The organism is Kocuria nitroreducens (assembly GCF_042879195.1).
In the GTDB taxonomy this organism is placed as follows: Bacteria; Actinomycetota; Actinomycetes; order Actinomycetales; family Micrococcaceae; genus Kocuria; species Kocuria nitroreducens.
The window spans coordinates 51,403-76,788 of sequence record NZ_JBHZTC010000014.1; the positions used below are offsets into that span (position 1 = coordinate 51,403).

Below are 25,386 nucleotides of genomic sequence, written 5' to 3' on the forward strand. Positions count from 1 at the left end.
CATGAACCCCGAGCGCATCACCGGTTCTGCCCCGGACGGCACCCCCGTCGTCGGACCCGTCAACGCCGCCCTGACCCCGCGCTGGGCCGGGCTGGGCACGTTCGCGCGCCTGCCGCGCACGGACGAGGTCGGGCACACGGACATCGCGGTGGTGGGCGTGCCGTTCGACGCCGGCGTCTCCTACCGGCCCGGCGCCCGGTTCGGGGCCAACCACGTCCGGGAGTCCTCGCGCCTGCTGCGCCCCTACAACCCCGCTCAGGACGTCTCGCCGTTCGCCGGGGTGCAGGTCGCCGACGCCGGAGACATCGTGGCCAACCCCTTCGACATCCCCGAGGCGATCGCCTCCATCGAGGCCCAGGCCAAGGAGCTCATGGGCGAGCGCACCCGGCTCGTGGCGATCGGCGGCGACCACACCATCGCCCTGCCGCTGCTGCGCGCCGCCCACGCGCGCCACGGGAAGGTCGCGCTGCTGCACTTCGACGCCCACCTGGACACCTGGGACACCTACTTCGGCGCCGAGTACACCCACGGCACCCCCTTCCGCCGCGCGTTCGAGGAGGGTCTGCTCGACACGGACGCCGTGTGCCACGTCGGCACCCGCGGACCGCTCTACGGCACCGAGGATCTCGACGACGACGCCCGCTTCGGCTTCGGCATCGTCTCCTCCGCCGACGTCATGCGGCTGGGGGTGGACGCCGTCGTCGCGCACCTGCGGGAGCGCGTCGGCGACCGCCCGCTCTACGTCTCGCTGGACATCGACGTCCTGGACCCCGCCCACGCCCCCGGCACCGGGACCCCCGAGGCCGGCGGGATGACCAGCCGGGAGGTGCTCGAGATCCTGCGCGGGCTGCGCGGGACGAACGTGGCCGGCTGCGACGTCGTCGAGGTCGCCCCGGCCTACGACCACGCCGAGATCACCGGGGTGGCCGCCGCCCACGTGGCCTACGAGCTCATCAGTCTTCTCGCGCTGGGCCCCGGCGCGGCGCCGGGCGGGCCCGCCTACGGGCTGGCCGGGCACGTCTACGGGGACGCCGCCCCGGAGCCGGCGCCGGAGGGCCGGTGACCGGGGGCGCGGCCGTGACCCCCCGGCCCGACCACACCTCGCTGTTCGCCCACCGCTCCGAGGAGTTCCGGCCCTCCCCGGTCCGGGCCGTGTTCGAGATCGCGATGCGCCCCGGGATCATCTCCCTGGCCGGGGGCAATCCGGACATGAGCGTGCTCCCGCACGACGTCGTGGCCGCGATGACGGCGCGGATCCTGACCGAGCGCGGGCCCGAGGTGCTCCAGTACGGCTCCGGAGCGGGGATCGATCGTCTGCCCGGCCTGGTCGTGGAGCTCATGCGCCTGCAGGGCGCGGAGACCGCGCCCGACACGATCCAGATCACCGCCGGGTCCCAGGCCGGTCTCGACCTCGTGACCAAGCTGTTCTGCGACCCGGGTGACGTGGTCGTGGCCGAGGGCCCCACCTACGTGGGTGCCTTGGGCGTGTTCGGCAGCTACGAGGTCGAGGTCGCCCACGTGGACGTCGACGACGACGGGCTGGATCCGGAGGCGGTCGCCGAGCGGATCGACGGGCTGCGGGCCGCCGGCCGGAGCGTGAAGTTCGTCTACACGGTGCCGAACTTCTCCAACCCCACGGGTGTGACGACCACCGAGGAGCGGCGCCGCCGGCTCGTGGAGGTCTGCGCGGAGCGGGGCGTGCTGATCCTCGAGGACGACCCGTACGCGCTGCTCGGCTTCGACCGCGCCCACCGGCTCCCGTCCCTGTACTCGCTGGACCCCGGCACCGTGATCCACCTGGGCAGCTTCTCCAAGATCTTCTCCCCGGGCCTGCGGGTCGGCTGGATCGCGGCGGCCCCGGCGGTGCGGTCCCGGCTGCAGATCGCGGCCGAGGCCGTGACCATCCACCCGTCCGTGCTCGGCCAGGAGCTCGCCGTCGAGTACGTGGGCAGCGAGCACTGGCGCCCGGCCCTGGACCGGGCGGTGGAGCGGTACCGCTCGCGCTGCGCCGCCATGATGGCCGCCCTCGGGCAGTACATGCCCGAGGGGGTGCGCTGGACGCGCCCCGCCGGAGGCTTCTTCACGTGGTTGGACCTCGACCCGGTCCCCGACCACGGGGACCTCCTGGGCCGGGCCGTCGCCCACGGGGTGGTGCTGGTGCCCGGCGGCGCCTGCTACGCGGACGGGCGCGCCTCCACGAGCCTGCGCCTGGCGTACTCCGCGGCCTCGGAGGAGGACATCACCGAAGGCGTCCGGCGGGTCGGGGAGATGCTGCGCGGGTGAGCCCCGGTGCCGCAGCCGCCGGGGCGACCGGCCCCGACGGCGGACCCCTGGGCCCCGCGCCGCTCCGGTGCGGCGCCCCGGCACGGCGCCGCCCGGGACCCTGACGGGGAGCCCGGCGGGTGTGGCGCCACAGGGCAGGACGGCCCGCAGCGGAGCACTAGCACATCCGTGGCGGAAGCCGAATTCCTGTCGGTTCATGACGATGTCCAGGGGTCGAGTGGACCCGTGGACTGAGGTGAGCCTAACCTCTCCTGCGGGGGATTTCCCGATCATTCACATGCCGTCGGCGGACGCTCCGTCCGGGGACGACGAACCGAGGTGGTTTTGTGCGCGCTGGGCTCCGGGCATCGGCATCGATGGGTGTCGTCACCGTTCTCACACTGTCAGGTTGCGGCTTCAGCGGCGGGGACGGGGAGAGCGAGCAGGCGGCAGACCTGGACCAGCGGATCGTGGTGGACAACTTCCGCGCCCCGGTGGCCGACTGGGCCCTGGAGAGCGACGCCGCCTACATCCTGTCTCTGTCCGGGTGCCTGGAGACCTTGACCCGATACGACGAAGCCCGGGGTGAGATCGTTCCGTTCCTGGCCACGGAGTGGAGCCAGGTCTCGCCCACGGAGTGGGACTTCACCCTGCGGGACGGCGTGCGGTTCCAGGACGGCACCCAGCTCACCGCCGATGCGGTGGCGACCTCGTTGCAGGACGTCCTGGACGCGGAGGTCCCGGCGCGCGCCTTCAGCCCGGCCGTCGTCAGCGGCGTCGAGGCCGTCGACGAGCGCACGCTGCGGGTCACCACTCCGGACGAGAGCCCTCTGGTTCCTTACCGCCTGGCCAGTGTCAACACCGGGGTGCTGGCCGCCGCCGCCTTCGAGGGCGGGACGGTGGACCCGTTCGGGCACTGCACCGGGCCGTTCACCCCCGTCTCGGAGCAGCCCGAGCAGTCCCTGAGCCTGGACCGGAACGAGGACTACTGGGGCGGCCCGGTGCAGCTGGCCGGGGCCGAGGTGCGGTTCATCACGGACGGGGCGACACGTGCCACGCAGGTGCAGACCGGTGAGGCCGATGTCTCCCTGTCCATTCCCGTCGCCAACCTGTCCGCACTCGAGGCCGATCCCGATGTCGAGGTCCTCAAGGCCGAGTCCCCGCGGACCGCGACGCTGTACATGAACAACAGCAGGGCGCCCTTCGACGACGTCGACTTCCGCAGGGCCGTCCGCTCGGCACTGGATCTGGAGGCCCTGTCCGGCAGTGTCTACGAGGGCGCGGCCCTGCCGAGCACCGGGCCCTTCGCCTCGTCCGAGCCCTGGGCCCTCGAGGAGGCCGGGACGCCGCAGCAGGACGTGGAGGCGGCGAAGGAGCTGCTGGCCGCCGCCGGCTACACCGCCGAGCGGCCGCTGGAGGTCATCGCGATCGTGGAGCGGGCGGAGTTCGCCGACGTGGCGGCGGTCATCCAGGAGAACCTGAAGAGCGTCGGCGTCCCGGTCACCATCACGACCAAGGAGTATGCCGCGGTGGAGCCGGACCTGCTGTCCGGGGACTACGACATGGTGCTGAGCCAGCGCAACCGCCTGATCGACATCGCCGACCCGATCGGGTTCCTCACCGCCGACTACACCTGCGACGGCAGCTACAACCTCAGCCACTTCTGCGACGAGGACTACGACGAGCTCATCGCCCAGGCCGCCGGGACCGCCGACACCGAGCAGCGCTACCAGCTGTACGCCCGGGCGGGACAGATCCTCGAGGAGCAGGCCGTGAACGTCTGGCTGGTCAACGAGCAGGCCATCGACGCGGTCCGCGCCGACCTGCAGGACCATGTGCAGGATCCGCTGTCGCGGTACGTGCTGCGCGCGGAGACCACGAAGCCCGGCTCGTGAGCACGATCAGCACCTGCGGGGCCCCGCGAGCACGGGGGCGTCGATGACGGCGTTCCTCGCCAGGAGGACGGCGACCCTGGGGGTCTCCGTCCTGCTGGCCTCCTTCGTAGTCTTCCTCATCCCCTACGTCACGCCGGGGGACCCCGTGCGCAAGATCATCAGGTCGCGGGTGGCGGGGGAGGTGGTCGACGACGCCGCCGCCCAGGGGCTGGCGCTCGAGCTGGGACTCCAGGATCCTTTGGCGGTGCAGTACCTGGGATGGGTGGGCCGGCTCGCCGGCGGCGACATGGGCCTGTCCTACGCCAGCCGCACACCGGTGGTCGAGCAGGTGCTGCCCGCTCTGTGGATCACGCTGAGCCTCGTGGTCCTGGCAATCGGGGTGGCAGCCACGGTGTCCGTGGTGCTGGGGACCGTCGCCGCCCTGCAGGAGGGGCGCCCGGCCGACCGGGTGATCACCACGGTCACCCAGTCCTTCATCGCGATGCCCGAGTACTGGCTGGCCCCGATGCTCGTGCTGGTCTTCGCCCTGCAGCTGTCCCTGCTGCCCTCCGCCGGGTGGGAGAGCCCTGCGTCTGCGGTCCTGCCGGTGGCGGTGCTGGCCCTGCGCCCGATCAGCTACTTCACCTCGGCGGTGCGGGAGGGAATGCTCGAGGCTCTGAGCGCCGAGCACGTCGTCGCCGCCCGGGCCCGGGGACTGAGCCACCGGCAGGCCGTGTGGAGCCACGTGCTCCCCAACGGCCTGCTGCCCCTGACCACGCTGGTGGCGGTGTGGTTCGCCGGGCTGCTGGGCGGGTCCGTCATCGTGGAGGTCGTCTTCGCGATCCCGGGGATGGGGAGGCTGTTGTTCAACGCCGTTCTCAACAGCGACATCCCGCTGGCCCAGGGAGGCGTGGTGGTGGTCGTGGGGTTGGCGGTCGCGCTGACGACCGTGGCGGATCTGGTCCACGGACTCCTCAACCCCCGGTTCAGGGGGTCCCTTGGGTAACCGGCCCGTGCTCGTCTGGGTGGCGGCGGCGGTCCTGGCCCTGATCGTGCTGTCCGTGGCCGTGTCGCCCTGGATCGCACCGTATCCGCCCGCCGGCCAGGACCTCGGTGCGCGGCTTGCCCAGCCCGGTCCAGCCCACAGGCTGGGTACGGACCACCTGGGCCGGGACACCTTGAGCCGGTTGCTCGACGGCGGCCGGTTCTCCCTGGTGACCGCCGCCGTGGCCACCGTGCTGACCGCTGCGATCGGCACGGGGATCGGCGTGCTGAGCGCCCGCCGGCGGGGTTGGCTCGACGAGCTCCTCACACGGACCAACGACGTCCTGCTGGCGCTGCCGGAGATGGTGGTGGCGCTGTTCCTGGTCGCCGTGCTGGGGTCCGGCCACCTGACCCTGCTGCTGGCCCTGACCGTGACCGGCTGGACGCCCTTCGCCCGGCTGGCCCGAGCGCTGGCCTACGACGTCTCGGCCCGCGGCTTCATCGAGGCCGCCCGCGTGCTGGGGTGCTCACCGTCCTTCATCGTCTTCCGGCACATCCTGCCGCACCTGGCCGGACCGCTGCTCGGGCAGGCCGCACTGCGGTTCGGTCAGTTCCTGATCACCGTCGGCGCCCTGTCCTACCTGGGGCTGGGGGTGCAGCCGCCGCAGTCGGACTGGGGGGCGATGCTGGCCGCGGCCCAGCCGTACGCCGCCAGGGCGCCGGTGACGATCCTGGCCCCCGGCATGGCGGTCTTCACCGTGGCGCTGTGCGTGACCCTGATCGGCCAACGACTGGCGCACATGAGCAGCACTCGCATGCTGCTGCCGGCCTCGTCACGGACGGACCACGATGTCTGAGCACCTGGTCGTCGAGGACCTGCATCTCAGCCACCGGCCGGCCGGTCCCGGAGGTGGGACCGCGGACAGCGCCGGGGGCCGCCCGATCCTGTCCGGTGTCGGCCTCAGCGTGGCTGCCGGTGAGTTCGTGGCGCTGGTGGGCGCTTCCGGGTCGGGCAAGACCCTGACGGCCATGTCCGTCCTGGGTCTGCTGCCCCCGCAGGTGCACCGCGACGCCGCGACGATCCGGCTGGGCGGGACGGACCTCGCCCGGGCCGGCGAGGCGGAGCTGAACCGCGTGCGCGGCGGCCGGATCGGCATGCTCTACCAGCAGCCCAAGAGGATGTTCAACCCGCGCCGGACCATCGGCAACCACCTGCGGGAACCACTGAGGCTCCACGCCGGGCTCCGCGGCACGCGGGCTCGTGCGCGGACGCTGGAGCTGCTGGCCGAAGTGGGTTTCGAGGACCCCCAGTGGTGCGCCAGGGCACATCCGCACCAGCTCTCGGGTGGCATGGCCCAACGGGCCATGGTGGCCCTGGCCCTGGCCGGCCGCCCCGGACTGCTGCTGGCCGACGAGCCGACGTCAGCCCTGGACACGGTGCTCGAGCGGCAGATCCTGGAGCTGATCGACCGCGAACGGCGCGATCGCGGACTGGGGATCCTCTACATCACCCACAACCTGGCCACGGTGTCCGCCTACGCCGACCGGGTCGTGGTGATGGACGCCGGACGCGTGCAGGAGTCCGGGCCGGCCGGCACCGTGCTCAACGATCCGCAGAGCACGTGCACGAAGGCCCTCCTGGAGGCAGCGGCCCTCACCCCCACCGGGACACCGCCCTCCACCGGTGGGGCGCGCCCCGTCGTGGTGCTGGACGACGTCACCAAGCGATTCCGTCCGAAGCGACGGGAGGCCCGTCCCGCCGTGGACCACGTGTCCCTCGACCTGCGGGAAGGCGAGATCCTCGGGGTGCTGGGGCAGTCCGGCTCCGGCAAGAGCACCCTGGCCCGGTTGCTGATCGGACTCGAGACACCGGACACCGGACGCATCACCCACACCCCGGGCACCCACGGCGGTGACACCGGTGCGGCGGGCTCGCACGTGCAGCTCGTCTTCCAGGACCCGCACGACTCCTTCGACCCGCGCATGAGGCTGCGCACCAGCCTGGAGGCTCCCCTGCTGCGACACCGGAACGGCACGCCCGAGCAGCGGCGGGAACGCATCCGCGAGGTCGTGCGCGAGGTGGGGCTGGAGCCCGGACTGCTGGACAGACATCCCGGCCAGTGCTCCGGAGGCCAGCTGCAGCGGCTCACCATTGCCAGGGCACTGCTGCTGGAGCCGGCGGTGCTCATCTGCGACGAGGCCACCTCGGCCCTGGACGCCGTGACCCAGCGCACCGTCCTGGACCTGCTGCTGCGCCTGCACCGGGACCGACGACTGTCCCTGGTGATGATCTCCCACGACCTGAGCGTCGTCCGCTACATGAGCCACCGGGTCGCCGTGCTCTTCCGGGGCCGTCTCGTCGAGCTCGCGGAGACCTCCGAACTCTTCACCCGTCCGCAGCACGAGCACAGCAGGCAGCTGGTGGCAGCGGCACTGCCCCAGGTGTGCGCGATCCTGGACACGCACCGCCCGCCCGAGGAGCCCCTCGATGCCCTTCCGTGACCACCGGCCCGAGACGCGCATCCTGCTGGGCGCTCAACTGGTGTTCAACATCGGCTTCTACGCCGTCGTGCCGTTCCTGGCCGGAGCCATGGGCACCGAGTACGGCCTGGACGCCGCAGCCATCGGACTGGTCCTGGGGGCTCGGACCTTCAGCCAGCAGGGTATGTTCCTGCTCGGCGGGATGCTGGCCGACCGGTGGGGTGCCCGCCGGTCCATCCTCACCGGCTGTCTGGTGCGCATCGCCGGCTACGCCACGCTGGCGGCGGCGTCCGACTTCGCCCTGTTCCTCCTCGGCGCGGTGCTCACCGGCGCGGGCGGCGCCCTGTTCTCGCCCGCCCTGGAGTCCTGGCTCTCCCACGCCGATCGGCCGGGCGGATCGGACGGGCCGGACCGGGCGGGGGGAGGTCCACGATCGGTGTTCGTATGGCTGGCGATCACCGGCGAGATCGGCGCCGTCCTGGGGCCGGTGCTGGGTTCGCTCCTCCTGGGGTGGGGGTTCGACGCGGCCCTCGCCGTGGGGATCGGGGTGTTCGCCGTGGTGACGGTCACGCTCTGGTACCTGCTCCCGGCCGAACCGGCGCACGTGCCGCCGGACCAGGACGTCCACGTGCTCGCCACCAGGACTCCTGCGGCTGGCTCCCGGTGGGCCTGCCTGCGCGACCGGCGCTTCGTGGCGTTCTGCGCACTGGCCGGCATGAACGTGCTGGCCTACCACCAGCTCTACTTCGCCGTGCCCGTCGAACTGAGCCGGCGCGGCCTCGACGGCGCCTGGCTGGGCGCACTGTTCCTGCTGGCCTCGGTCCTGACCCTGCTGCTGCAGCTTCCCGTCTCCACCGCCGGGCTGCGCATGGGCCCCGGCCGGGCCCTGGCGGTCGGCTTCGTGCTGGAGGCCGGCGCGTTCACCCTGGCCGCCCTGACCTCGGTGCACCCCGGGACCGCTGCCGGCTCGGTGGCGCCGCTGATGGGCGCCGTCAGCATCCTGATCCTGGGCCACATGCTCCTCACCCCCACGATCCTGTCCCTGATCCCGTCGTTCGTCCCCGCGCAGGGACCCGCCTCGGGGCGGGGCGCCTACTACGGGCTCGCCGCCACCTGCGGCGGCATCGCCGTGCTGGCCGGCAACGCCGTGCTCGGGCAGCTGCTCGATCTCACGGACCGGCACCACTGGTGGCCCGGCACCCCGTGGACGCCCCTGGTCGTGCTAGCGCTCCTGGCCGCCGGAGCACTGCCGGTGGTGCTCCGCGGGCACAGCACCACCGGGCCCGCCGACTCGTCCTCCTCCGCAGCGCCTGCCGGACGAACCTCCTGACGGTCGACCCGCCTCGGACCCCGAGGGGGCGACGTCAACGAGCTGGTGCCTTCGGTGCGGCGGATGCTCTCCGAGCGGAACCGGGTCGCTCCGGCAGCCAGCGGGCCAGGTGCGCCAGCGACGAGGCGAGACCGGCCGCGTGGTCCTCCGCGGAGATGCCGTCGGGGACGTCCTCGGCGCGCAGGTCCACGCGGGTGCCCTCCCCGACCCGGGCGAGCTCCCAGGTCATGGTCATGGTGCCGGCGAAGGCCGGATCGGCGGAGACGAAGTCCACGGCCTGCGCGACACGCACGCCGGGGACGAGCGCCACGAAGCGCGCTTCCACGACGTCGGAGTCGGCGGTGGCCTTCCCCGGGGCGCCCGAGGCGTCGGTGTAGGTGAGGACCATCCGGTACGACCCGCCCGGCCGGGCGTCGAACCGCTCGAAGCGGCCGCTCATCCCGTCCGGAGGCAACCAGGCCGCGAGCGCGTCCGGGTCGACCAGGGCGGCGTAGACGCGTGCGGGGGAGGCGGCGATCACCCGTGAGGCCGTGTCCGTGCGTGCCATGCCGACATCGTAGGACCCTGTTCTGGGACGCGCCCGGGGAACGGGCATCCCGGTCCCGCGACGGAGGCGCCCGGCTCCACCGGCGACCGACGGAGGGGACCCGGTCAGGCCAGCAGCGCCTCGGCGGCGCGGCGCCCGGAGCGCAGGGCGCCCTGGGTCGAGCCGTCGGTGCGGTGGTCGCCGCACACGTACAGGCCCTCGCCGAGGACGGCGGGCCGGTCGGTCGCGAGCCCGGGCGGCTGCTCCGGCAGCGCCTGGCGCACCTCGTGCACCGTCAGCAGGTCCCAGGCGGAGGCGTCGGCGGACCAGATCGTGCTCAGCTGCCGGCGCACGTCGGCCTCGGTGGGGAGCTCGGCGCCCCGCGGCAGGAGCGAGGTCGCCTGGATCAGCGCCCGGCCGTCCGGGGCGTAGCTGGGGGCGGCGTTGCTGACCACGGCCGTGTCGATGAGCGGTCCGGCGGACTCGCCGGGCAGGACCAGGCACCCGAGCTCCGAGGGCGCGGACGCCGCCGCGAACCACCAGGTCGCCTCGCCCTTCATGGGGGTGTCCGGCAGGTCCAGGATCCGGGCGGCCGCCGGGCCCTCGGTGGCCACGACCACGGAGGACGCCTGCCAGGCGGCGTCGCCGGCGCCCACGGTCCACCCCTTCCCGGTGCGCTCCACCGCGTCCACACGGGTGCCGAGGACGGCCGGGGCCCGGAGCCCGTCGTGGACCCAGGCGGGGAGTGCCCCCATGCCCCCGGTCGGCAGGCCCGGCGTGCCGAGCAGGAACCAGCCGACGAGCTCGCGCACGAAGGCGGCCGAGGTGCGGCCCTCGTCCTCGAGGATCACGCCCGCCAGGAACGGCTCGAGCACCAGGTCCCGCAGCGGTCCTCGCACCCCCGCGGCGTCGAGCGACTCGTGCCAGGCCTGGTCCCGCTGCTCCTGGCGCCGTGCGCGGGGGTCCAGTCCCGGGGTGAGCCAGGCCGCCAGGGCGGGCAGTCGCCGCAGCTCCACCAGCGGGCTGCGCAGCGTCCCCGGCAGATGGCCGGGGACTCGCCGGGGATCGGCGAGGACGTCGATGCCGTTGCCGCGCCGGACTCCGGCCGCGGCGTCGAACTTCTGGATCTCCAGGGCCGCGACGTCCACGCTGCGGCGCAGCTCGGTGTAGGCGGGGTTGAGCACCTGGAACCCGCGGTCGCAGCGGAAGCCGTCGACCGTGTCGGTGCGGATCCGGCCCCCGACCCCGTCCGAGGCCTCCAGGACCACCACGTCCAGTCCGTGCTGCTCGAGCAGGTGGGCGCACTGCAGGCCGGCGAGCCCGGCGCCGACGACGACGACGTCGTGGTCCACGGGAACCTCCTAGCGGATCGGGACGGCCGCGGCGGGATCGAGCTCCGCGGCCGGTGCCGCGGCCCGGGCGGGGATCGTGAACAGCGCCGACTCTACGGTCAGTCCCGGCCCGAACGCCAGGGCGCAGACGGTGCGGGCCTCGTCCGTGGGCGCCGCGTCGATCACCTGGCGCAGCACGTGCAGGACGGTCACGCTGCTCATGTTGCCGCGCGTCGCGAGGACGTCGCGGGACTCCCGCAGCGCCTCGGGCGGCAGCCCCAGGGTGTGCTCGAGCTTGTCGAGGATGCCCCGGCCGCCTGGGTGGAGGGCCCAGTCGGTGATGCTGTCCCGGTCCACGGCCCCCTCCGGTCCGTCCAGGAGGGCCTCCAGGGCGGTGTGGATGTTGTCCTCGAGGACCTGGGGCACCGCGGCGCCGAGGATCATCTCGAACCCGGCGTCGCCGATGGTCCAGGCCATGGCGTCCTCGCCGTCGGGGATCACGAGGGTGCGGAACCTGTCGAGCTCCAGCAGCGGGGTCACGCCCTCGGGCGACCTCGCGCTGACCACGGCCGCCGCCGCGCCGTCGGCGAAGAGGGCGGCCCCCCGGATGGCGTCGGTGTCCCGGGCCGGGCGCAGGTGCAGCGTGCACAGCTCCACGGCCACCAGCAGGACGACGGCGTCCGGGTCCGCCGTGGCGATGGCCGCGGCCTGGCGCAGCCCGATCAGCCCGCCGTGGCAGCCCATGAAGCCGATGTGCGCGCGCCGGACGGCCGGGTCGAGGCCGAGGTCCCGGACCAGCTGGTAGTCGGGGCCCGGGGCGAAGAAGCCGGTGCAGGAGACGGTCACCACGTCGGTGACGGCTGCGGGGTCGAGCCCGGGGCAGCGCTCGAGGGCGTCCCGGGCGGCCTCGGCGAAGAGCGCCGGGGCCCGCTCCACGTAGGTCCGGTTCCGCACGCCGGTCAGGGGAGCCAGGAACCGGCCGTCCGTGGTGATGTACGGGGATCCGGTGCGGGCGTCGTCCTCGACCAGCTCGGACAGCACCGTGTGCCGCCGCTCCACCCCGGAGGCGCCGAACACCGTGCGCAGCAGCCGGGCGTTGAGCCGGTCGGTGCCGGGCTGGGCCTGGTAGAGGTCCTGGGCGTCGGTCTGCTCGAGCACGTGCGGCGGGAGGGCCGTGCCGAGGGACAGAAGTGCGGGCGTCATCCCGTCCAGTATCCGTCCTCGGGCCGACAGGTGCCACGGAGGGCGCGCGGGGGCCGGGCGGACCCGCGCACGGCGGGTCCGCCCGGGAGGGACTCAGACAGTGGTGGTCGCGGTGTCGAAGTCCAGGCGCGGCAGCCGGTCGTGGCGCGGGGCGGCGGGGGTGCCGATGTTCACGACCATGAGCGAGCGCAGGTTCGTCCCGGCGTGGAACTCGGCGTCCACCCCGGGGGCGTCGAAACCGCCCATGGGACCCGCGGCCAGGCCCACGGCGCGCACGGCCAGCACGAAGTACCCGGCCTGCAGGTGGGCGTTGTCCCGGCCCCACCGCTCGCGCAGCTCCTCGTCGCCGGCGAACATCTCCTGCTTGCCGGCGGCGGGCGGGAAGACGACGGGCAGGTGCTCGTGCCAGCCGAGGTCGTAGCTGAGCACCGCGACGACGGGCGCGGCGGCGGTCTTCGCGCGGTTGCCCTCGGCCATGTGGGGGAGCAGTCGCTCCCGGGCCTCCGCGGAACGGATCCACGTCACGCGCAGCGGCTGGATGTTCATGGCGGTGGGGCCCATCCTGGCGAGCTCGAAGGCCGCGCGCAGCTGCTCGTCGGCCACGGGCTCGTCGAGGAACTCGGAGGCCGTGCGGGCCTCGCGGAAGAGCAGGTCGGCGGCGAAGGTGTCGAGGGTGAGCTGGTCCTGCAGGGTCTCGGGAGCCATGGGAGGTCCTTCCGGGAGCACGGTAACGTTGATGTACGTGTCAACAAAGAAGGGTGCGGGTCTATGCCGGGGGCTCCCTGTGCCGTTCGTCACGTCGCGGCACGTCCCGCCGGGTACCCTGGCTCCATGCCCTGTCGTCCCCTGCGGCTCCTCACCGGCGCGGATCCCCGCGGCGCCCGCTCCGCTGCGGTGGCGGCAGGCGCCCTGCGCATGGGCCTGGTTCTGTGCGGGACGGGCGTGCTCCACCTCGCCCGGCCCGCACCGTTCGACGAGCTGGTCCCCCGGTCGCTGCCGGGGTCGCCCCGGACCTGGACGCTGGGCTCCGGGGTGGCGGAGCTCGGTGTCGGGGCGATGCTGCTCCACCCCGGCACCCGCCGCGCCGGCGGCTGGGCCGCGGCGGCCCTCTTCGTGGGCGTGTGGCCGGGCAACGCCACCATGGCCTGGCGCGCCCGCCGGGGCTCCCCGGCGCGGCGGGCCGTGACGCTCGTGCGGCTCCCGCTGCAGGTCCCCCTGATCACCGGAGCCCTGCGCATCGCCCGGGCGAGCTGAGCGCCCGCCTCCCGGCGCGTGGCGCCCGCCTGCCCCGGGGCGCAGGGTTCGCATTCGGTCACACACGCACATCCTCCCTACGCTGGGCAGAGCACAGGAGTGGGGGCTCCGTTTCCGCAGGGGACCGCTCTCGCTCCAGTCCATCGGGGGGTGGGCTGTGCGCACCCTGCCGCCTCCCGTCCCGACGGCCGGAGTAATCTTTGACGACCACCCGCAGCACCACCGCCTTCCTCGCGCTCGCGACCGCCCTCGCCCTCGTCCCCCTCGGCTCCGCCGCGGCGGAGACCGGGGTCGCGGCGCCCGCGGCCCCGGCCGCGCAGCCGGTCCCGGAAGCCGCCGCCGCCGATCCCGGTGCTGGTCCCGGAACGGGAACGGTGACGGCGACCGACCGCTTCGTCGTGAAGTTCAGGGAGGGCACCGTCCCCGAGGACTCCCGCGACGTCGTGTACGCCCAGGCTGCCGACCGGTCCGGGGACGCCGGGCTCGTGGAGACCACGGCCACCGCGGACGGCGCGCAGGTGGTGCGCACCGACGGGATGCTGGCCGGTGCCGAGCTCGATGCGCTGATCACCGCCCTGGAGCAGGACCCCGCCGTGGAGTACGCGGAACCGGACCTCCTGGCGACCACCACCGCCGTGCCGAACGACCCGTCCTACGCCACGCTGCAGTGGAGCCTGTGGGACGACCCGGCCGGCCTGGGCATGCCCCTCGCGTGGGACCGGGCCACCGGCGCCGGGCAGACCATCGCCATCGTGGACACGGGCATCACCTCCCACCCCGACCTGGACGCCAACGTCCTGCCCGGCTACGACTTCGTCTCCACGGCCCAGAACGGCCGGGACGGCGACGGGTGGGACCCGGACCCGACCGACATGGGCGACCACCCCGATGCCGTGCTGTGCCCCAGCAGCCCCATGCCCCCGGAGTCCACCTGGCACGGCACCCACACGGCCGGCATCGCCGCGGCCGCCGCGAACAACGGCCTGGGCGTCGCGGGGGTGGCCCCGGACGCGAAGATCCTCCCCGTGCGCGCCGTGGGCGCCTGCAGCCAGGGGTACATCACCGACGTCGCAGCCGGCGTCCGGTGGGCCGCCGGCGCCCCGGTGGCCGGCGCCGTCACCAACCCGAACCCCGCCACGGTCATCAACCTGAGCCTCGGCGTTCCGGGCGAGTGCCCCGCGGTGCTGCAGTCCGCGATCAACGAGGCCCTGACCCGGGGGATCCCCGTGGTCGTGGCCGCGGGCAACCAGGGCGTGGACGCCGCGCAGTCCGCCCCGGCCAACTGTGCCGGCGTGATCTCGGTCGCCGCGACGGACGTCGCAGGTGCCCTGGCCCCCTACTCCAACTTCGGCTCGGTCACGCTCGCGGCCCCGGGCGGGGACCCCTACGCGCAGATCCTCTCGACCGGCAATGACGGGGCCCAGGCCCTCGGTGCGCCCACGTACACGGAGCGCAACGGCACGTCCATGGCGGCGCCGGCCGTCTCCGGCACCGTGGCGCTGCTCCGCGAGGTCTCGCCGGGGCTGGGTGCGGCGGGCCTCCAGGACGCCCTGACCTCCACGGCCCGGCAGGCCCCCGGCGGGTGCGCTCCCGGGTGCGGCGCCGGCATCGTGGACCCGGTCTCCGCGCTCGTCGCGGTGCAGGGCGGCGAGCCCTTCACCACCCGGGGCAGCATCGGGGCTCTGCACCGGAAGACCAGCGCGACCACCGGCGAGGCCCGCTCCCGGGAGCTGTGCGCCCTGGGCGGCACGCCCTGCTTCCAGGAGTTCGCCAACGGGTGGATCCTCTGGAACGACGGACTCGGCGCCCGCTGGCAGCAGATCCTGCCGGCCCAGTGGTGGGAGCCCTCCACCACGCCCTGACTCCCCGGTCCGCCCGGCGGCGCCGTCCACCTCCCCGGGGTGGGCGGCGCCGCCGTCGTCCCGGGGAGGTTCCTCCGGGACGCGCCCCGGGCCCGGTGGCAGCCCTGGATCTTCCCATTCGGTAACAAAAGCAACCGATCCGTACGCTGAGCGCAGCGGCGCCGACTCCCCGCCTTCCGTGGTCGGTGCGCTGCAGCTCCCCGCTGCGCGCTGCACCCCCCACCGGCTGGAGAGTCCATGACGTCCTTCCACGGCCGCGCCCTGGCGGCCGCCCTGGTCCTGACTTTGGTCGGTGCCGCGGCACCCGCGGCGGCCCGGCCCCCCGCGGAGACCACCGGGTCGGCCGCGCACGCGCGCGCGGCCGACGGGCCCCGGAGCCCCGGGGCGACCGACCGGGTGATCGTGAAGTTCAAGGACGGCGCGGAGCCCGCCCCGGGGACCCGCGAGCGCGTCTACGCGGAGGCCGCGCAGCGCATCGTGCCACGGGGCGCGGCGGCGGCGGGCGAGCGCGAGGAGGCGGCGCCCCTGCTGGACGAGATCAGCGAGACCGTGGACTCGGCCAAGGTCGTGGCGGCGGACGAGCTCCTCGACGCGGAGGAGCTCGAGCTCCTGACCGCCGCCCTCGAGCAGGACCCGGCCGTCGAGTACGCCGAGCCGGACCATCTCGTGAGCATCGCCGCGGTGCCCGACGACCCCTACTACGCGACGTCGCAGTGGAACCTCCAGCCCACGGCGGCCGGCCTCGACCTGCCCAGCGCGTGGGACCGGGCGACCGGCAGCGGCCAGACCATCGCGGTCGTCGACACCGGGATCACGTCCCACCCCGACCTGGACGCCAACGTCCTGCCCGGCCACGACTTCGTCTCCCTGCACGCCGGCGGCGTGCAGGCGGGCCACTCCCGCGACGGCGACGGCTGGGACCCGGACCCGCAGGACGAGGGGGACTACGCCGGCCTCGGCGAGTGCGGGTCCGGTTCCGCCGCCAGGTCCTCCTCCTGGCACGGCACGCACACGGCTGGCATCGCGGCGGCGCGGGGCCACAACGCGACCGGCGTGGCCGGTGTCGCCCACGGCGCGAAGCTCCTGCCGGTGCGCGCCCTCGGGGCCTGCGGGGACGGGTACGTGTCCGACATCGCCGTGGCGATCGCCTGGGCCGCCGGCGACGCCGGCGACGCCGTTCCGGCGAACTCCCACCCGGCGACCGTGGTGAACCTCAGCCTCGGCTTCCTGTCCAGCGCGTGCCCGGCCGTCCTGCAGGACGGGATCGACCGGGCGCTGTCCCGCGGGGCGAGCGTGGTCGTGGCCGCGGGCAACAACAACCGGGACGCCCGGATGGAGTCCCCGGCCAACTGCCGGGGGGTGATCACCGTGGCGTCCACCACCGCCCACGGCGCCCGCGCCGGGTACTCCAACTGGGGCAGGGTCACGCTGGCCGCCCCGGGCGGGGACCCCTCCCGGCAGATCCTGTCCACCGCCAACGCCGGGAGCGCCCGGCCCGGCGGCGGCAGCTACTCCTACAAGTACGGCACCTCGATGGCCAGCCCCACGGTCGCAGGGATTGTGGCACTGGTCCGCGAGGCGGACCCGTCCCTCTCGCCGGCCCAGGTCAAGGAGGTCCTGGTCGCCACGGCCCGGCCCCTGCCCGGACACTGCACGGGCGGCTGCGGCGCCGGGCTCGTGCACCCGAGGGCCGCCGTCGCCCGGGCCACGCTCCAGGAGGGCTACACCACGCAGGGCGCCATCGGCGCGCTCCACGCCCGGATCGGCACGTCCACCGGGGCGCCGCGCTCGCACGAACGGTGCGGACTCGCCCAGGACGGCTGCTACCAGGAGTTCGAGCGCGGCGCCATCTACTGGAGCCCGGACTCGGGCGCCAGGTGGGTGCACGGCAGTGTGCGGAGCACGTGGAAGCGGTCCGGCGGCGTCAACGGCCTCCTCGGCTACCCCCGGACCGGGGAGACGAGCAACGGCGCCGGCGGCGTCCACCAGCTCTTCCAGCGGGGCACGATCGTCTGGAGCGCCGGGACCGGAGCGGCCGCCGTGCGCGGCGCCATCGGCTCGCGCTGGGCGGCGCTGGGCGGGGAGACGGGTCCGCTCGGGTACCCGCTGGGCGGCGAGCGCGGCGGCCTGGTCGGCGGCGGGGCCCACCAGGCCTTCGAGCGGGGCAGGATCCTGTGGTCACCCGCCACCGGTGCGCAGCCCGTGCGCGGGGCGATCGGACGGGCCTACGCCGACCTCCGGGGCGAGCACGGCCGTCTGGGCTACCCGGTGACCTCGGAGCACCGCTCCGGGGACTCGGTCGTCCAGCGCTTCCAGGGCGGATCGATCGGCTACCGGCACGGAGGGATCACGATCTCCTACCGGTGAGCGGGTCCGGGCGGACGGCATCCACCGGCTCAGCCGTTGAGCCGGTGGATGCGGGCGCTCAGGACGGTGGCGAAGCCGCACCAGCCCACGTAGGGGAGCAGCGCGGCGCCGAGAAGCGGCCGTGCCTGCGCCGCCCGGCGGGCGAGATCGGCGGTGCTGGCGGTCAGCGCCGCGGCCGTGGCCGCGGCCAGGGCGGTGTCGTGCTTCGTGAAGAAGACCCAGCTCCACCCCGCGTTGAGGGCGAGGTTCAGCGCGAGGGCCCGGCGGTAGCCGCGCTCGCGCCGTGCCGCCTCGGACGGGGTGCGCACCGGGCCCCGGATGGTCCGCACCCGCGGGCCGCGGCGGTGCAGCCCCGGGCGGGTCTGCCGCTGCAGCTCGGTGAGCACGGCGGCCGAGGTCACCGCGAGGACCGCGTAGAGCGCGGTCCACACGACGGGGAACACGGCGGCCGGCGGCTGCAGATCCGGTTTCCGCAGGTCCCGGTACCACGGGCTGTCCACCCCGGCGGAGGCCGCGGTGCCGGCGGCGGCGGCCGCCCCCGTCTGCAGGGTGGTCCTGAGCAGGTTCGTCCAGAGCATGGGTCAGTCCTTCTTCTCGGTGGTGTCCGGACGTCCGGTGGCGGACGGATTCCCCGTGGCGTTCCGGTGACCGGCGCGGTCCGGGCGTCCGGCGGTGTCCCCGTGCGCCCGGGTGCCGCCGGACGCGTCCGCCCACTGCCGGGCCCAGGTGCCGAGGATCCCGGCGACCACCGCGCCCGCGTGGCCGGCGGCCAGATCGCCCATGGTGTCCAGGTACCCCACGTTCACCTGGGGGTCCACGAGGTAGTAGCCGGCGAACTCGAGGTACTCCCACACGAGGGCCAGCGCCGCGCCCAGGGAGCTGACCACGATCACGTGGGACACCGGGCCGGGGGACGAGAGCCGGGCCCAGCGCTCGAGGGCGCGGATCGCGAGCTCGGCCAGCACCGCGGTGGCCGCGAAGTGGATGACCAGGTCCCAGTGCTCGTACCTCTCGTAGAGCAGGAACACGGAGCTCCAGGCCGCGAGCAGCAGCGTCAGGTCCGTGGTGATCTCCAGGGCCGCGGGCAGCCGGGCCCGCCACGTGATGGTGATGGCCAGGCACACGAGCATCATCACGGAGGCGCCCACGGCGTCGAAGAACAGGGCGGTGAGCAGCACGGAGGGGGGGCCGAGCCACCGCACCGCCAGGGCGAGCCGGCTCATGCGCCGCCCCCGCGCAGCCGGTGCCCCAGGCGTGCCTGCCACCGCTCCCACGGGCGCTCGTCGGCCCAGTTGAGCCGGATCGTGCGGAAGGCGCGCGCCAGCCGGCGGACGGCGGGGCGCCCGCCCCGCAGCGCCCGGGGGGACATCCCCACGGACAGGCCGGGCCGGAAGAGGATCCGGTGGGCGGGGTCCAGCCGGAAGCTGAGGTCGAAGTCGTCGTGCAGCTCCGGGTCGTCGCGGTGGACGCGGTCCCGGACCTCGAGCCACCAGGACCGGCGCATCGCCATGTTGGTGCCGAACAGGGGGGGATGGGCCAGCGCGGCGGCCGTGGTGAGCACGTACAGGCCGACGTACAGCGAGGACAGCAGCCGGTCGACACCGGGAGGAAGGCCGCGGAAGCGGCCCGGGCCGGCCACGGCGACCACGTCCGGGCGCGACGCGAGGGCCGCGAGCAGCCCGGCGATCCACTCCGGGCCGGGAAGGCTGTCCGCGTCGCAGCGGACCACCACGTCCCCCCGGGCGGCGTCGTAGCCGGCGGCGGCGGCGGGCGGAATGCCCCGCACGGGCTCGAACACCACGCGGGCCCCGGCGGCGCGGGCGACGTCGGCGGTGTCGTCGCTCGAGGCGTTGTCCACCACCACGATCTCGTCCGGCGGCCGGGTCTGCGCGGCGAGCAGCCGCAGGCACCGCGCGAGGTGCACGGCGTCGTCGCGCGCCGGCACGACGACGGACACCGCCGGGGCGCCACCGGCTGCCTCCGCCGACGGGACGTCCGGTCCGGTCTGGTCTCTGCGCTCCGTCATGGCCCCATTCTCTCGTGCCCGACCCCTAGAATCGGCACATGCAGTCCGACGAGGGCACGATCAGCACGCCCGGCGCCGCGGTGCCGGGCCGGGCGCCGGGCGGCAGCGCACACCAGGGGCGGCGGGGATTCGACGTGCTCTTCCTGCTGCAGCAGTTCAGCACCGAGGCCGAGCGCTACGCGGACCAGGTCCGCCGCCGCTTCGGCCTGGCGCACAAGGACGTCCACGCCCTCAACGAGGTCATGCAGGCCAACCGCGCCGGCCGGCCGATCCGCGCAGGGGACATCGCCCGCCGGCTCGTGCTGAGCGGCTCGGCGACCACAACGGTCATCAAGCGGCTGGTCGCCGCGGGACACCTGGTGCGCGCCGTCGATCCCCGCGACCGCCGGGAGGTCAGCCTCCAGGCCACCGAGCACGCCTACCGCTCCGGCCGCCAGATGTTCTCGGCCATGGGGGAGGAGGTCCTCGCGGTGCTCGACGACTGCACCGACGAGGAGGTCGACGTCCTGCGGCGGCGACTGCCCCAGCTCACCGAGGCGGTCCGCCGGGCCGGCCACCGAGCGGGGGAGGGCGCGACCGGGAACGGGGCGGCGCCGGGGGCGCCGGTCCCGCCCGGGACGGCTCCGGAGGGACCCGGGGCGGCTCCGCGCACGGCGTGACGCGATTGATTGATTCGGTTTTCGAAGGACTGTGGTGGAATGGGGGAATGGTGACGGTCTTCTCGCGCGAATCGCCCTTCTCGAGCGCTCGTCCGGGCACCGGGACGCGGACCGGGCACGGTGGCGGGAGTGAGCCTGGCCGGGCGCCCGTCCTGGAGGAGTTCCTCGCCGAGGCCACCGGCCGCGCGGAGGCCGTCGACGCCGGGTTCGCCCGGCTGTGGGGCGAGGTCGCCCGGCTCAGCTCCGGCGGCAAGCAGATCCGTCCGCACCTCGTGCGTCTCACGGCCGGCGCCTATCCCGCGCCCGAGCCGGAGCCCGTGGTCGAGTCCGTCGGCGCGGCGTTCGAGCTGCTGCACACCGCCCTCATCGTGCACGACGACGTCATCGACCAGGACGAGCAGCGCCGGCACCAGCCCACCATCAACGCCGCCGCGGCCTCCCGGGCGTTCGCGTCGGGCTCCGGGCCTGACCAGGCCCGCCAGTACGGCGCGAGCGTGGGCGTCATCGCCGGGGACCTCGCCCTGGCCGGCGCGTACCGGCTCGTGGCCCGCTCCGGGCTCTCGCCCGAGCGGCTGCCCCGTCTGCTCGACCTGCTCGACGCCGCCCTGTTCTCCTCGGCCGCGGGCGAGCTGCTCGACGTCGACCACACGCTGCCCGGGGCCCGCCCCGGCCGCGAGCAGATCCTCGCGGCCACGCGCCTGAAGACCGCGGTCTACTCCTTCGAGACCCCCCTCCAGGCCGGGGGGGTGCTCGGCGGCGCCCCCGACGGGGACGTGGAGGTGCTCGGGCGCCTGGGCCGGACCGTGGGCACCGCCTACCAGCTGGTGGACGACCTGCTCGGCGTCTTCGGGGACCCGGAGGCCACGGGCAAGTCCGCGGTCAGCGACCTGCGGGAGGGCAAGCGGACCATGCTCGTCGCCGCCGCGCAGCGCACGCCCGCCGGCGAGGAGCTCGACGCGATCCTGGGCCGCCACGAGATCAGCAGCGAGCAGGCCTTGCGGGCCCGCGACCTGCTGGAGCAGTGCGGGGCGCGGCAGGAGGTCGAGGACATGGTCGCCGAGTGCGCGGACGAGGCCCAGGCCCTGCTCGACACCGCGGGGCTGCCCGCGTCCCTCGAGCACGACCTGCGCGGCATCGTGGCCGGGGCCACGGAGCGCATCCGGTGACCGCCGCCCAGCACACCGGGTCACCGGCCGAGGCCGCCGCCCGGTACGACGACACCGCCCGGCAGGCCGCCGCGACCGTCATCCGCCGCTACTCCACGTCCTTCGGCCTCGCCTGCCGGCTGCTGGGCCCGGAGATCCGCCCGCACGTCTACGCCGTGTACGCCCTGGTGCGGATCGCCGACGAGATCGTCGACGGCGCCAGCGCCGGCGCCGGTGTCCCCGCCCAGGGGTCGAGGGAGCTGCTGGACGGCCTCGAGGAGGAGACGTACGGGGCGATCGAGCGGGGCTTCAGCAGCAACCTCGTGGTGCACGCCTTCGCCCGCACGGCGCGCCACGCGGGGATCGGCCCCGACTTCGTCCGCCCGTTCTTCGCGTCGATGCGCGCCGACCTCAGCGAGGACCGGCACAGCGCCGACTCCCTCGACGAGTACGTGTACGGCTCGGCCGAGGTCGTGGGGCTGATGTGCCTGCAGGTCTTCCTGGCCGGCCGTCCCATGCCCGAGCAGCGCCGGGCACAGCTCGTGGCGGGGGCCCGCCGGCTGGGCGCGGCGTTCCAGAAGGTCAACTTCCTGCGCGACCTGGCCGAGGACTACGGGCAGCTCGGCCGCGTGTACTTCCCCGGCGTGGAGCCCGGGGAGTTCTCGGAGACCGAGAAGAACCGCCTCCTCGACGACATCGACGCCGACCTCGCGGCCGCCCGCGCGGTGATCGACGACCTCCCCGGGTCCTCCCGCGCCGCCGTCCTCACCGCCCACGACCTGTTCCGGGAGCTGTCCGTGCGGATCCGCGCCACCCCCGCCCGGGAGCTGCTGAGCTCCCGGATCCGCGTGCCGAACCCGCGCAAGGCCGGGCTCGCCGCGGCCGCCGTGGCCAAGGCGCGCACCCGCCGTCGCCCCACCGGGCCCCGGGGGCGGCACGCCGTGGTGGTGGGGGCCGGGATCGCCGGGCTCGCCGCCGCGGGCCTGCTCGCGAAGGACGGCTGGGACGTGACCGTCCTCGAGCGCGGGACGACGACGGGCGGGCGCGCCGGGCGGCTCGAGCGTGACGGCTTCCGCTTCGACACCGGACCCTCCTGGTACCTCATGCCCGAGGTCTTCGACCACTTCTTCCGGCTCATGGGCTCCAGCGCCGCCGAGGAGCTCGAGCTGCTCCGCCTGGACCCCGCGTACCGGGTCTGGGGCGAGCGCTACGAGCAGCCGATCGACATCCGATCGGACCTCGAGGACACCGTGGCGCTGTTCGAGTCGGTGGAGCCCGGCGCGGGCGCGCGGATCCGCGCGTACCTGGCCTCGGCGAAGCGGACCTACGACCTCGCCGTCGACCACTTCCTCTACACCTCCTACGCCTCGTTCACGCCGCTGCTCACCCGGCCGGTCGTGCGGGGCCTGCCCGAGCTCGCCCGCCACCTGACCGGCTCGCTGCACGACTTCGCGGCCGCCACCGTGCAGGACACGCGGCTGCGGCAGGTGCTCGGCTACCCGGCCGTCTTCCTGGCCAGCGCGCCCCGGATGACGCCGTCGCTGTACCACCTCATGAGCCACATGGACCTCACGGACTCCGTGCAGTACCCGCAGGGCGGGTTCCGCCGGGTCGTCGCGGCCGTCGAACGGCTCGCCCTCGCCCACGGGGCACGGATCCGGACCGGAGCGGACGTGGTGCGGATCAGCACCTCCCCGGCCGCCGACGGCCCGGTCCGGGCCACCGGCGTGGTGTGGCGGGACGCGGACGGGGCCGAGCACGAGCTCGCGGCGGACGTCGTCGTCTCGGCCGCGGACCTGCACCACACCGAGACCGCGCTGCTCCCGCGCGAGCTGCAGAGCTACCCGCAGCGGTACTGGGACAAGCGCCAGACCGGCCCCGGCGCGGTGCTCGTGATGCTCGGGGTGCGGGGGGAGCTGCCCCAGCTGCCGCACCACAGCCTGTTCTTCAGCGAGGACTGGGACACGAACTTCCGAGCCATCTTCGAGGAGCCCACGAGCATCCCGGACCCCGCGTCCGTCTACGTCTGCAAGCCCTCGGCGAGCGACCCCGGTGTGGCCCCGGACGGGCACGAGAACCTCTTCGTGCTGATCCCGGTCCCTGCCGACCCCGCGCTGGGCGCGGGCGGACCGGACGGCACCGGCTCCCCCCGGGTCGAGGCCGTCGCGGACCGGGTGATCGACCAGGTCGCGGCGTGGGCCGGGGCGCCGGACCTGCGGGAGCGCATCGTGGTGCGCCACACCGTGGGACCGGAGGACTTCCGGCGGGACTTCAACTCCTGGCGCGGCAACGTGCTGGGGCCGGCCCACGTGCTCAAGCAGTCCGCGTTCTTCCGGGGCGCCAACCGCAGCCGGAAGGTCGCCGGTCTGCACTACTGCGGGGCCTCGACCATCCCCGGCATCGGCCTGCCGATGTGCCTGATCAGCGCGGAGATCCTGCTCAAGGACCTGCGCGGGGACACCTCCACCGGACCGCTGGCCGAACCCCTGGTGCCGCGCGGATGAGCTTCGTGTACCTCGGCTTCCTGCTGTTCAGCCTGGCCGGGATGGTGCTCCTCGACGTGCGGGAGAGGCTGTTCTTCGCCCAGGACCCCCGCCGGGCGGCCCTCGTGCTGCTCGCGGGCCTGGTGTTCTTCCTCGCGTGGGACGTCGCCGGGATCGGTCTGGGCATCTTCCTGCACAGCCGGAGCGCCTGGGCGACCGGCTGGATGGTCGCCCCGCAGATCCCCGTCGAGGAGGTCGTGTTCCTCGTGTTCCTCTGCTACCTGACCATGAACCTGGTCCGGCTCACGGAGAAGGTGCTGGCGCGCCGCTCCGCCGCGGCCGAGCCGGGCCGCGGGCAGGCGGACGAGCCGTGACCTACGCCCTCGTCATCCCCGTCTTCCTCGCGCTCGCCCTGGCCCCGGCCACCCTGCTGGTCCGCAGGCCCTCGCCGGCGCCGCCGCGGCGCCGGGCCCTGGCCGTGCTCGGGATCTCCTTCGCGGTGCTCGCGGTGCTGACGGTCGTGTTCGACAACCTCATGATCGCCGCCGGGTTCTTCGACTACGGGGCCGGGCACATCACGGAGCTGCGGATCGGTCTCGTGCCGGTCGAGGACTTCGCGTACCCGCTGGCGGCGCTGCTGCTGCTGCCCTCGCTGTGGTGGGGGCTGGCCGAGCGCGGCCGGCTCACGGCCACCGTGCGGACCCTCGTGGTGACCTCCCGGCCGGTCTCCTGGGTCAACACCGCCTACCCCTTCGCGGCGGCCTACGTCCTGGCGACCGGTCGGGTGGACCTGCCCCTCGTGGTGGGGACGATCTTCTTCCTCTTCCCGTACAACCTCCTGATGTACGGGATCAACGACGTCTTCGACTACGAGTCCGATCTCCGCAACCCCCGCAAGGGCGGTGTCGAGGGCGCGCTCGTGGACCGGTCGGAGCACCGGATGGTCCTCGTGGGCTCGGTGCTGTCGGCCCTGCCGTTCCTGGCGTACCTGGTCCCGGCGGGCGGGGCCGCCGCGGCGGGAGTGCTCGGGGTGAGCCTGTTCGCGGTGGCGGCCTACAGCCTCGGGGGGCTGCGCTTCAAGGAGGTCCCGTTCCTGGACTCGGCGACCTCCGCCACCCACTTCGTGTCCCCGGCGGTCTACGGCCTCGTGCTCGCCGGAGCGGACTGGTCGGCGGGCCTCGTGGCCCTGTGCACCGGGTTCTTCCTGTGGTCGATGGCCTCGCAGGCGTTCGGGGCCGTGCAGGACGTCCAGGCGGACCGGGAGGCCGGGCTGCGCTCGATCGCGACGGTCCTGGGCGCCCGCCCCACGGTGTGGGCCGCTGCGGCGTTCTACCTCGCCGCCGGGGTGCTCCTGCTGCTCACCCCCTGGCCCGGGCCGGTGGCGTCCTTCCTGGTGCTGCCCTACCTCGCCAACGTCGTGCCGCACCTGACCATTACGGACGCCGGCTGCGAGCGCGCCAACCGGGGCTGGCGGCGGTTCCTGTGGCTCAACTACCTCACCGGGTTCCTCGTGACGCTGCTGCTGATGCGGGCGTGGGAGCTCGCCCGCTGACCGGCCGACCGGACCGTGCCGGCCGCCCTGCCGGGGGGGGTCCCGTC

The 25,386-nt window shown here is 74.4% G+C and carries 22 protein-coding genes; 15 read left to right on the forward strand and 7 right to left on the reverse strand.

The window, feature by feature from the left end:
* Position 1: 1 nt before the first annotated feature.
* The 7 genes from speB to ACFYE1_RS11135 all read left to right on the forward strand — a co-directional run bounded on the left by speB (position 2) and on the right by ACFYE1_RS11135 (position 8,931).
* Positions 2-1,063 carry an agmatinase gene (speB, locus tag ACFYE1_RS11105; protein WP_387742714.1) on the forward strand — a complete coding sequence of 354 codons (1,062 nt, stop codon included), beginning with the start codon at positions 2-4 and terminating at the stop codon, positions 1,061-1,063.
* Positions 1,060-2,283, forward strand: coding sequence for an aminotransferase-like domain-containing protein (locus ACFYE1_RS11110; protein WP_387742716.1), 1,224 nt, complete (start codon positions 1,060-1,062; stop codon positions 2,281-2,283). Before speB ends, ACFYE1_RS11110 begins: the two co-directional genes overlap by 4 nt.
* 356 nt (positions 2,284-2,639) lie before the next feature.
* Complete coding sequence (locus ACFYE1_RS11115) at positions 2,640-4,157, forward strand: ABC transporter substrate-binding protein (protein ID WP_387742718.1); 1,518 nt, start codon at positions 2,640-2,642, stop codon at positions 4,155-4,157.
* Positions 4,158-4,200: 43 nt separating this feature from the next.
* Positions 4,201-5,142 carry an ABC transporter permease gene (locus ACFYE1_RS11120; protein WP_387742720.1) on the forward strand — a complete coding sequence of 314 codons (942 nt, stop codon included), beginning with the start codon at positions 4,201-4,203 and terminating at the stop codon, positions 5,140-5,142.
* Positions 5,135-5,977, forward strand: a complete 843-nt coding sequence (locus tag ACFYE1_RS11125) for an ABC transporter permease (RefSeq protein ID WP_387742721.1) — start codon at positions 5,135-5,137, stop codon at positions 5,975-5,977. Before ACFYE1_RS11120 ends, ACFYE1_RS11125 begins: the two co-directional genes overlap by 8 nt.
* Positions 5,970-7,622, forward strand: a complete 1,653-nt coding sequence (nikE, locus tag ACFYE1_RS11130; protein WP_387742723.1) for a nickel ABC transporter ATP-binding protein NikE — start codon at positions 5,970-5,972, stop codon at positions 7,620-7,622. The genes ACFYE1_RS11125 and nikE overlap by 8 nt, the downstream gene beginning before the upstream one ends.
* Positions 7,609-8,931, forward strand: a complete 1,323-nt coding sequence (locus tag ACFYE1_RS11135; RefSeq protein ID WP_387742725.1) for an MFS transporter — start codon at positions 7,609-7,611, stop codon at positions 8,929-8,931. Before nikE ends, ACFYE1_RS11135 begins: the two co-directional genes overlap by 14 nt.
* 34 nt (positions 8,932-8,965) lie before the next feature.
* On the opposite strand, the gene ACFYE1_RS11140 is transcribed toward ACFYE1_RS11135, so the two are convergent.
* The 4 genes from ACFYE1_RS11140 to ACFYE1_RS11155 form a co-directional block, all read right to left on the reverse strand.
* Complete coding sequence (locus ACFYE1_RS11140; RefSeq protein ID WP_387742726.1) at positions 8,966-9,478, reverse strand: SRPBCC family protein; 513 nt, start codon at positions 9,476-9,478, stop codon at positions 8,966-8,968.
* A gap of 104 nt (positions 9,479-9,582) precedes the next feature.
* Positions 9,583-10,809, reverse strand: coding sequence for an NAD(P)/FAD-dependent oxidoreductase (locus ACFYE1_RS11145; protein WP_387742728.1), 1,227 nt, complete (start codon positions 10,807-10,809; stop codon positions 9,583-9,585).
* Between the two features lie 9 nt (positions 10,810-10,818).
* On the reverse strand, positions 10,819-11,991 hold the full coding sequence (locus ACFYE1_RS11150; RefSeq protein ID WP_387742730.1) for a type III polyketide synthase: 1,173 nt from the start codon (positions 11,989-11,991) through the stop codon (positions 10,819-10,821).
* Between the two features lie 93 nt (positions 11,992-12,084).
* The gene (locus tag ACFYE1_RS11155; RefSeq protein ID WP_387742732.1) at positions 12,085-12,696 is read right to left on the reverse strand and encodes a malonic semialdehyde reductase; all 612 of its coding nucleotides are present in this window, start codon (positions 12,694-12,696) and stop codon (positions 12,085-12,087) included.
* Between the two features lie 126 nt (positions 12,697-12,822).
* Here ACFYE1_RS11155 and ACFYE1_RS11160 point away from each other — a divergent pair, with 126 nt between their 5' ends.
* The 3 genes from ACFYE1_RS11160 to ACFYE1_RS11170 all read left to right on the forward strand — a co-directional run bounded on the left by ACFYE1_RS11160 (position 12,823) and on the right by ACFYE1_RS11170 (position 17,474).
* A complete protein-coding gene (locus ACFYE1_RS11160; RefSeq protein WP_387742733.1) occupies positions 12,823-13,245 on the forward strand; it encodes a DoxX family protein in 423 nt (140 codons plus the stop codon).
* Between the two features lie 200 nt (positions 13,246-13,445).
* Positions 13,446-15,107: a S8 family serine peptidase gene (locus ACFYE1_RS11165; protein ID WP_387742735.1), complete on the forward strand. Its 1,662-nt coding sequence runs from the start codon at positions 13,446-13,448 to the stop codon at positions 15,105-15,107.
* 237 nt (positions 15,108-15,344) lie between these two features.
* On the forward strand, positions 15,345-17,474 hold the full coding sequence (locus ACFYE1_RS11170; RefSeq protein WP_387742736.1) for a S8 family serine peptidase: 2,130 nt from the start codon (positions 15,345-15,347) through the stop codon (positions 17,472-17,474).
* Between the two features lie 29 nt (positions 17,475-17,503).
* Here ACFYE1_RS11170 and ACFYE1_RS11175 read toward each other — a convergent pair whose 3' ends face one another.
* Genes ACFYE1_RS11175 through ACFYE1_RS11185 form a run of 3 tightly spaced genes read right to left on the reverse strand, consistent with a single transcriptional unit; the run spans position 17,504 to position 19,500 of the window.
* A complete protein-coding gene (locus ACFYE1_RS11175) occupies positions 17,504-18,052 on the reverse strand; it encodes a TspO/MBR family protein (RefSeq protein ID WP_387742738.1) in 549 nt (182 codons plus the stop codon).
* 3 nt (positions 18,053-18,055) lie between these two features.
* Positions 18,056-18,697 carry a hypothetical protein gene (locus ACFYE1_RS11180; protein ID WP_387742739.1) on the reverse strand — a complete coding sequence of 214 codons (642 nt, stop codon included), beginning with the start codon at positions 18,695-18,697 and terminating at the stop codon, positions 18,056-18,058.
* Entirely contained in the window at positions 18,694-19,500 is an 807-nt protein-coding gene (locus ACFYE1_RS11185; protein ID WP_387742741.1) for a glycosyltransferase family A protein, read from the reverse strand. The genes ACFYE1_RS11180 and ACFYE1_RS11185 overlap by 4 nt, the downstream gene beginning before the upstream one ends.
* 38 nt (positions 19,501-19,538) lie before the next feature.
* Between ACFYE1_RS11185 and ACFYE1_RS11190 the strand changes: the two genes are divergently transcribed.
* Genes ACFYE1_RS11190 through ACFYE1_RS11210 form a run of 5 tightly spaced genes read left to right on the forward strand, consistent with a single transcriptional unit; the run spans position 19,539 to position 25,339 of the window.
* Positions 19,539-20,159, forward strand: coding sequence for a MarR family winged helix-turn-helix transcriptional regulator (locus tag ACFYE1_RS11190; protein ID WP_387742743.1), 621 nt, complete (start codon positions 19,539-19,541; stop codon positions 20,157-20,159).
* Between the two features lie 47 nt (positions 20,160-20,206).
* The gene (locus ACFYE1_RS11195; RefSeq protein ID WP_387742745.1) at positions 20,207-21,325 is read left to right on the forward strand and encodes a polyprenyl synthetase family protein; all 1,119 of its coding nucleotides are present in this window, start codon (positions 20,207-20,209) and stop codon (positions 21,323-21,325) included.
* The gene (crtI, locus tag ACFYE1_RS11200; RefSeq protein WP_387742747.1) at positions 21,322-23,808 is read left to right on the forward strand and encodes a phytoene desaturase family protein; all 2,487 of its coding nucleotides are present in this window, start codon (positions 21,322-21,324) and stop codon (positions 23,806-23,808) included. The genes ACFYE1_RS11195 and crtI overlap by 4 nt, the downstream gene beginning before the upstream one ends.
* Positions 23,805-24,161 (forward strand): lycopene cyclase domain-containing protein, encoded by a 357-nt coding sequence (locus ACFYE1_RS11205; protein WP_387742749.1) that lies wholly within the window; start codon positions 23,805-23,807, stop codon positions 24,159-24,161. Before crtI ends, ACFYE1_RS11205 begins: the two co-directional genes overlap by 4 nt.
* Positions 24,158-25,339 (forward strand): prenyltransferase, encoded by a 1,182-nt coding sequence (locus tag ACFYE1_RS11210; RefSeq protein ID WP_387742751.1) that lies wholly within the window; start codon positions 24,158-24,160, stop codon positions 25,337-25,339. The genes ACFYE1_RS11205 and ACFYE1_RS11210 overlap by 4 nt, the downstream gene beginning before the upstream one ends.
* The last annotated feature ends 47 nt before the right edge of the window (positions 25,340-25,386 follow it).

Coding starts and splice junctions, on each gene's coding strand:
- speB (WP_387742714.1), top strand. CDS start 2: ATGAACCCCGAGCGCATCACCGGTTCTGCCCCGGACGGCACCCCCGTC.
- ACFYE1_RS11115 (WP_387742718.1), top strand. CDS start 2,640: ATGGGTGTCGTCACCGTTCTCACACTGTCAGGTTGCGGCTTCAGCGGC.
- ACFYE1_RS11120 (WP_387742720.1), top strand. CDS start 4,201: ATGACGGCGTTCCTCGCCAGGAGGACGGCGACCCTGGGGGTCTCCGTC.
- nikE (WP_387742723.1), top strand. CDS start 5,970: ATGTCTGAGCACCTGGTCGTCGAGGACCTGCATCTCAGCCACCGGCCG.
- ACFYE1_RS11135 (WP_387742725.1), top strand. CDS start 7,609: ATGCCCTTCCGTGACCACCGGCCCGAGACGCGCATCCTGCTGGGCGCT.
- ACFYE1_RS11140 (WP_387742726.1), bottom strand. CDS start 9,478: ATGGCACGCACGGACACGGCCTCACGGGTGATCGCCGCCTCCCCCGCA.
- ACFYE1_RS11150 (WP_387742730.1), bottom strand. CDS start 11,991: ATGACGCCCGCACTTCTGTCCCTCGGCACGGCCCTCCCGCCGCACGTG.
- ACFYE1_RS11155 (WP_387742732.1), bottom strand. CDS start 12,696: ATGGCTCCCGAGACCCTGCAGGACCAGCTCACCCTCGACACCTTCGCC.
- ACFYE1_RS11160 (WP_387742733.1), top strand. CDS start 12,823: ATGCCCTGTCGTCCCCTGCGGCTCCTCACCGGCGCGGATCCCCGCGGC.
- ACFYE1_RS11170 (WP_387742736.1), top strand. CDS start 15,345: ATGACGTCCTTCCACGGCCGCGCCCTGGCGGCCGCCCTGGTCCTGACT.
- ACFYE1_RS11175 (WP_387742738.1), bottom strand. CDS start 18,052: ATGCTCTGGACGAACCTGCTCAGGACCACCCTGCAGACGGGGGCGGCC.
- ACFYE1_RS11180 (WP_387742739.1), bottom strand. CDS start 18,697: ATGAGCCGGCTCGCCCTGGCGGTGCGGTGGCTCGGCCCCCCCTCCGTG.
- ACFYE1_RS11185 (WP_387742741.1), bottom strand. CDS start 19,500: ATGACGGAGCGCAGAGACCAGACCGGACCGGACGTCCCGTCGGCGGAG.
- ACFYE1_RS11190 (WP_387742743.1), top strand. CDS start 19,539: ATGCAGTCCGACGAGGGCACGATCAGCACGCCCGGCGCCGCGGTGCCG.
- ACFYE1_RS11195 (WP_387742745.1), top strand. CDS start 20,207: ATGGTGACGGTCTTCTCGCGCGAATCGCCCTTCTCGAGCGCTCGTCCG.
- ACFYE1_RS11205 (WP_387742749.1), top strand. CDS start 23,805: ATGAGCTTCGTGTACCTCGGCTTCCTGCTGTTCAGCCTGGCCGGGATG.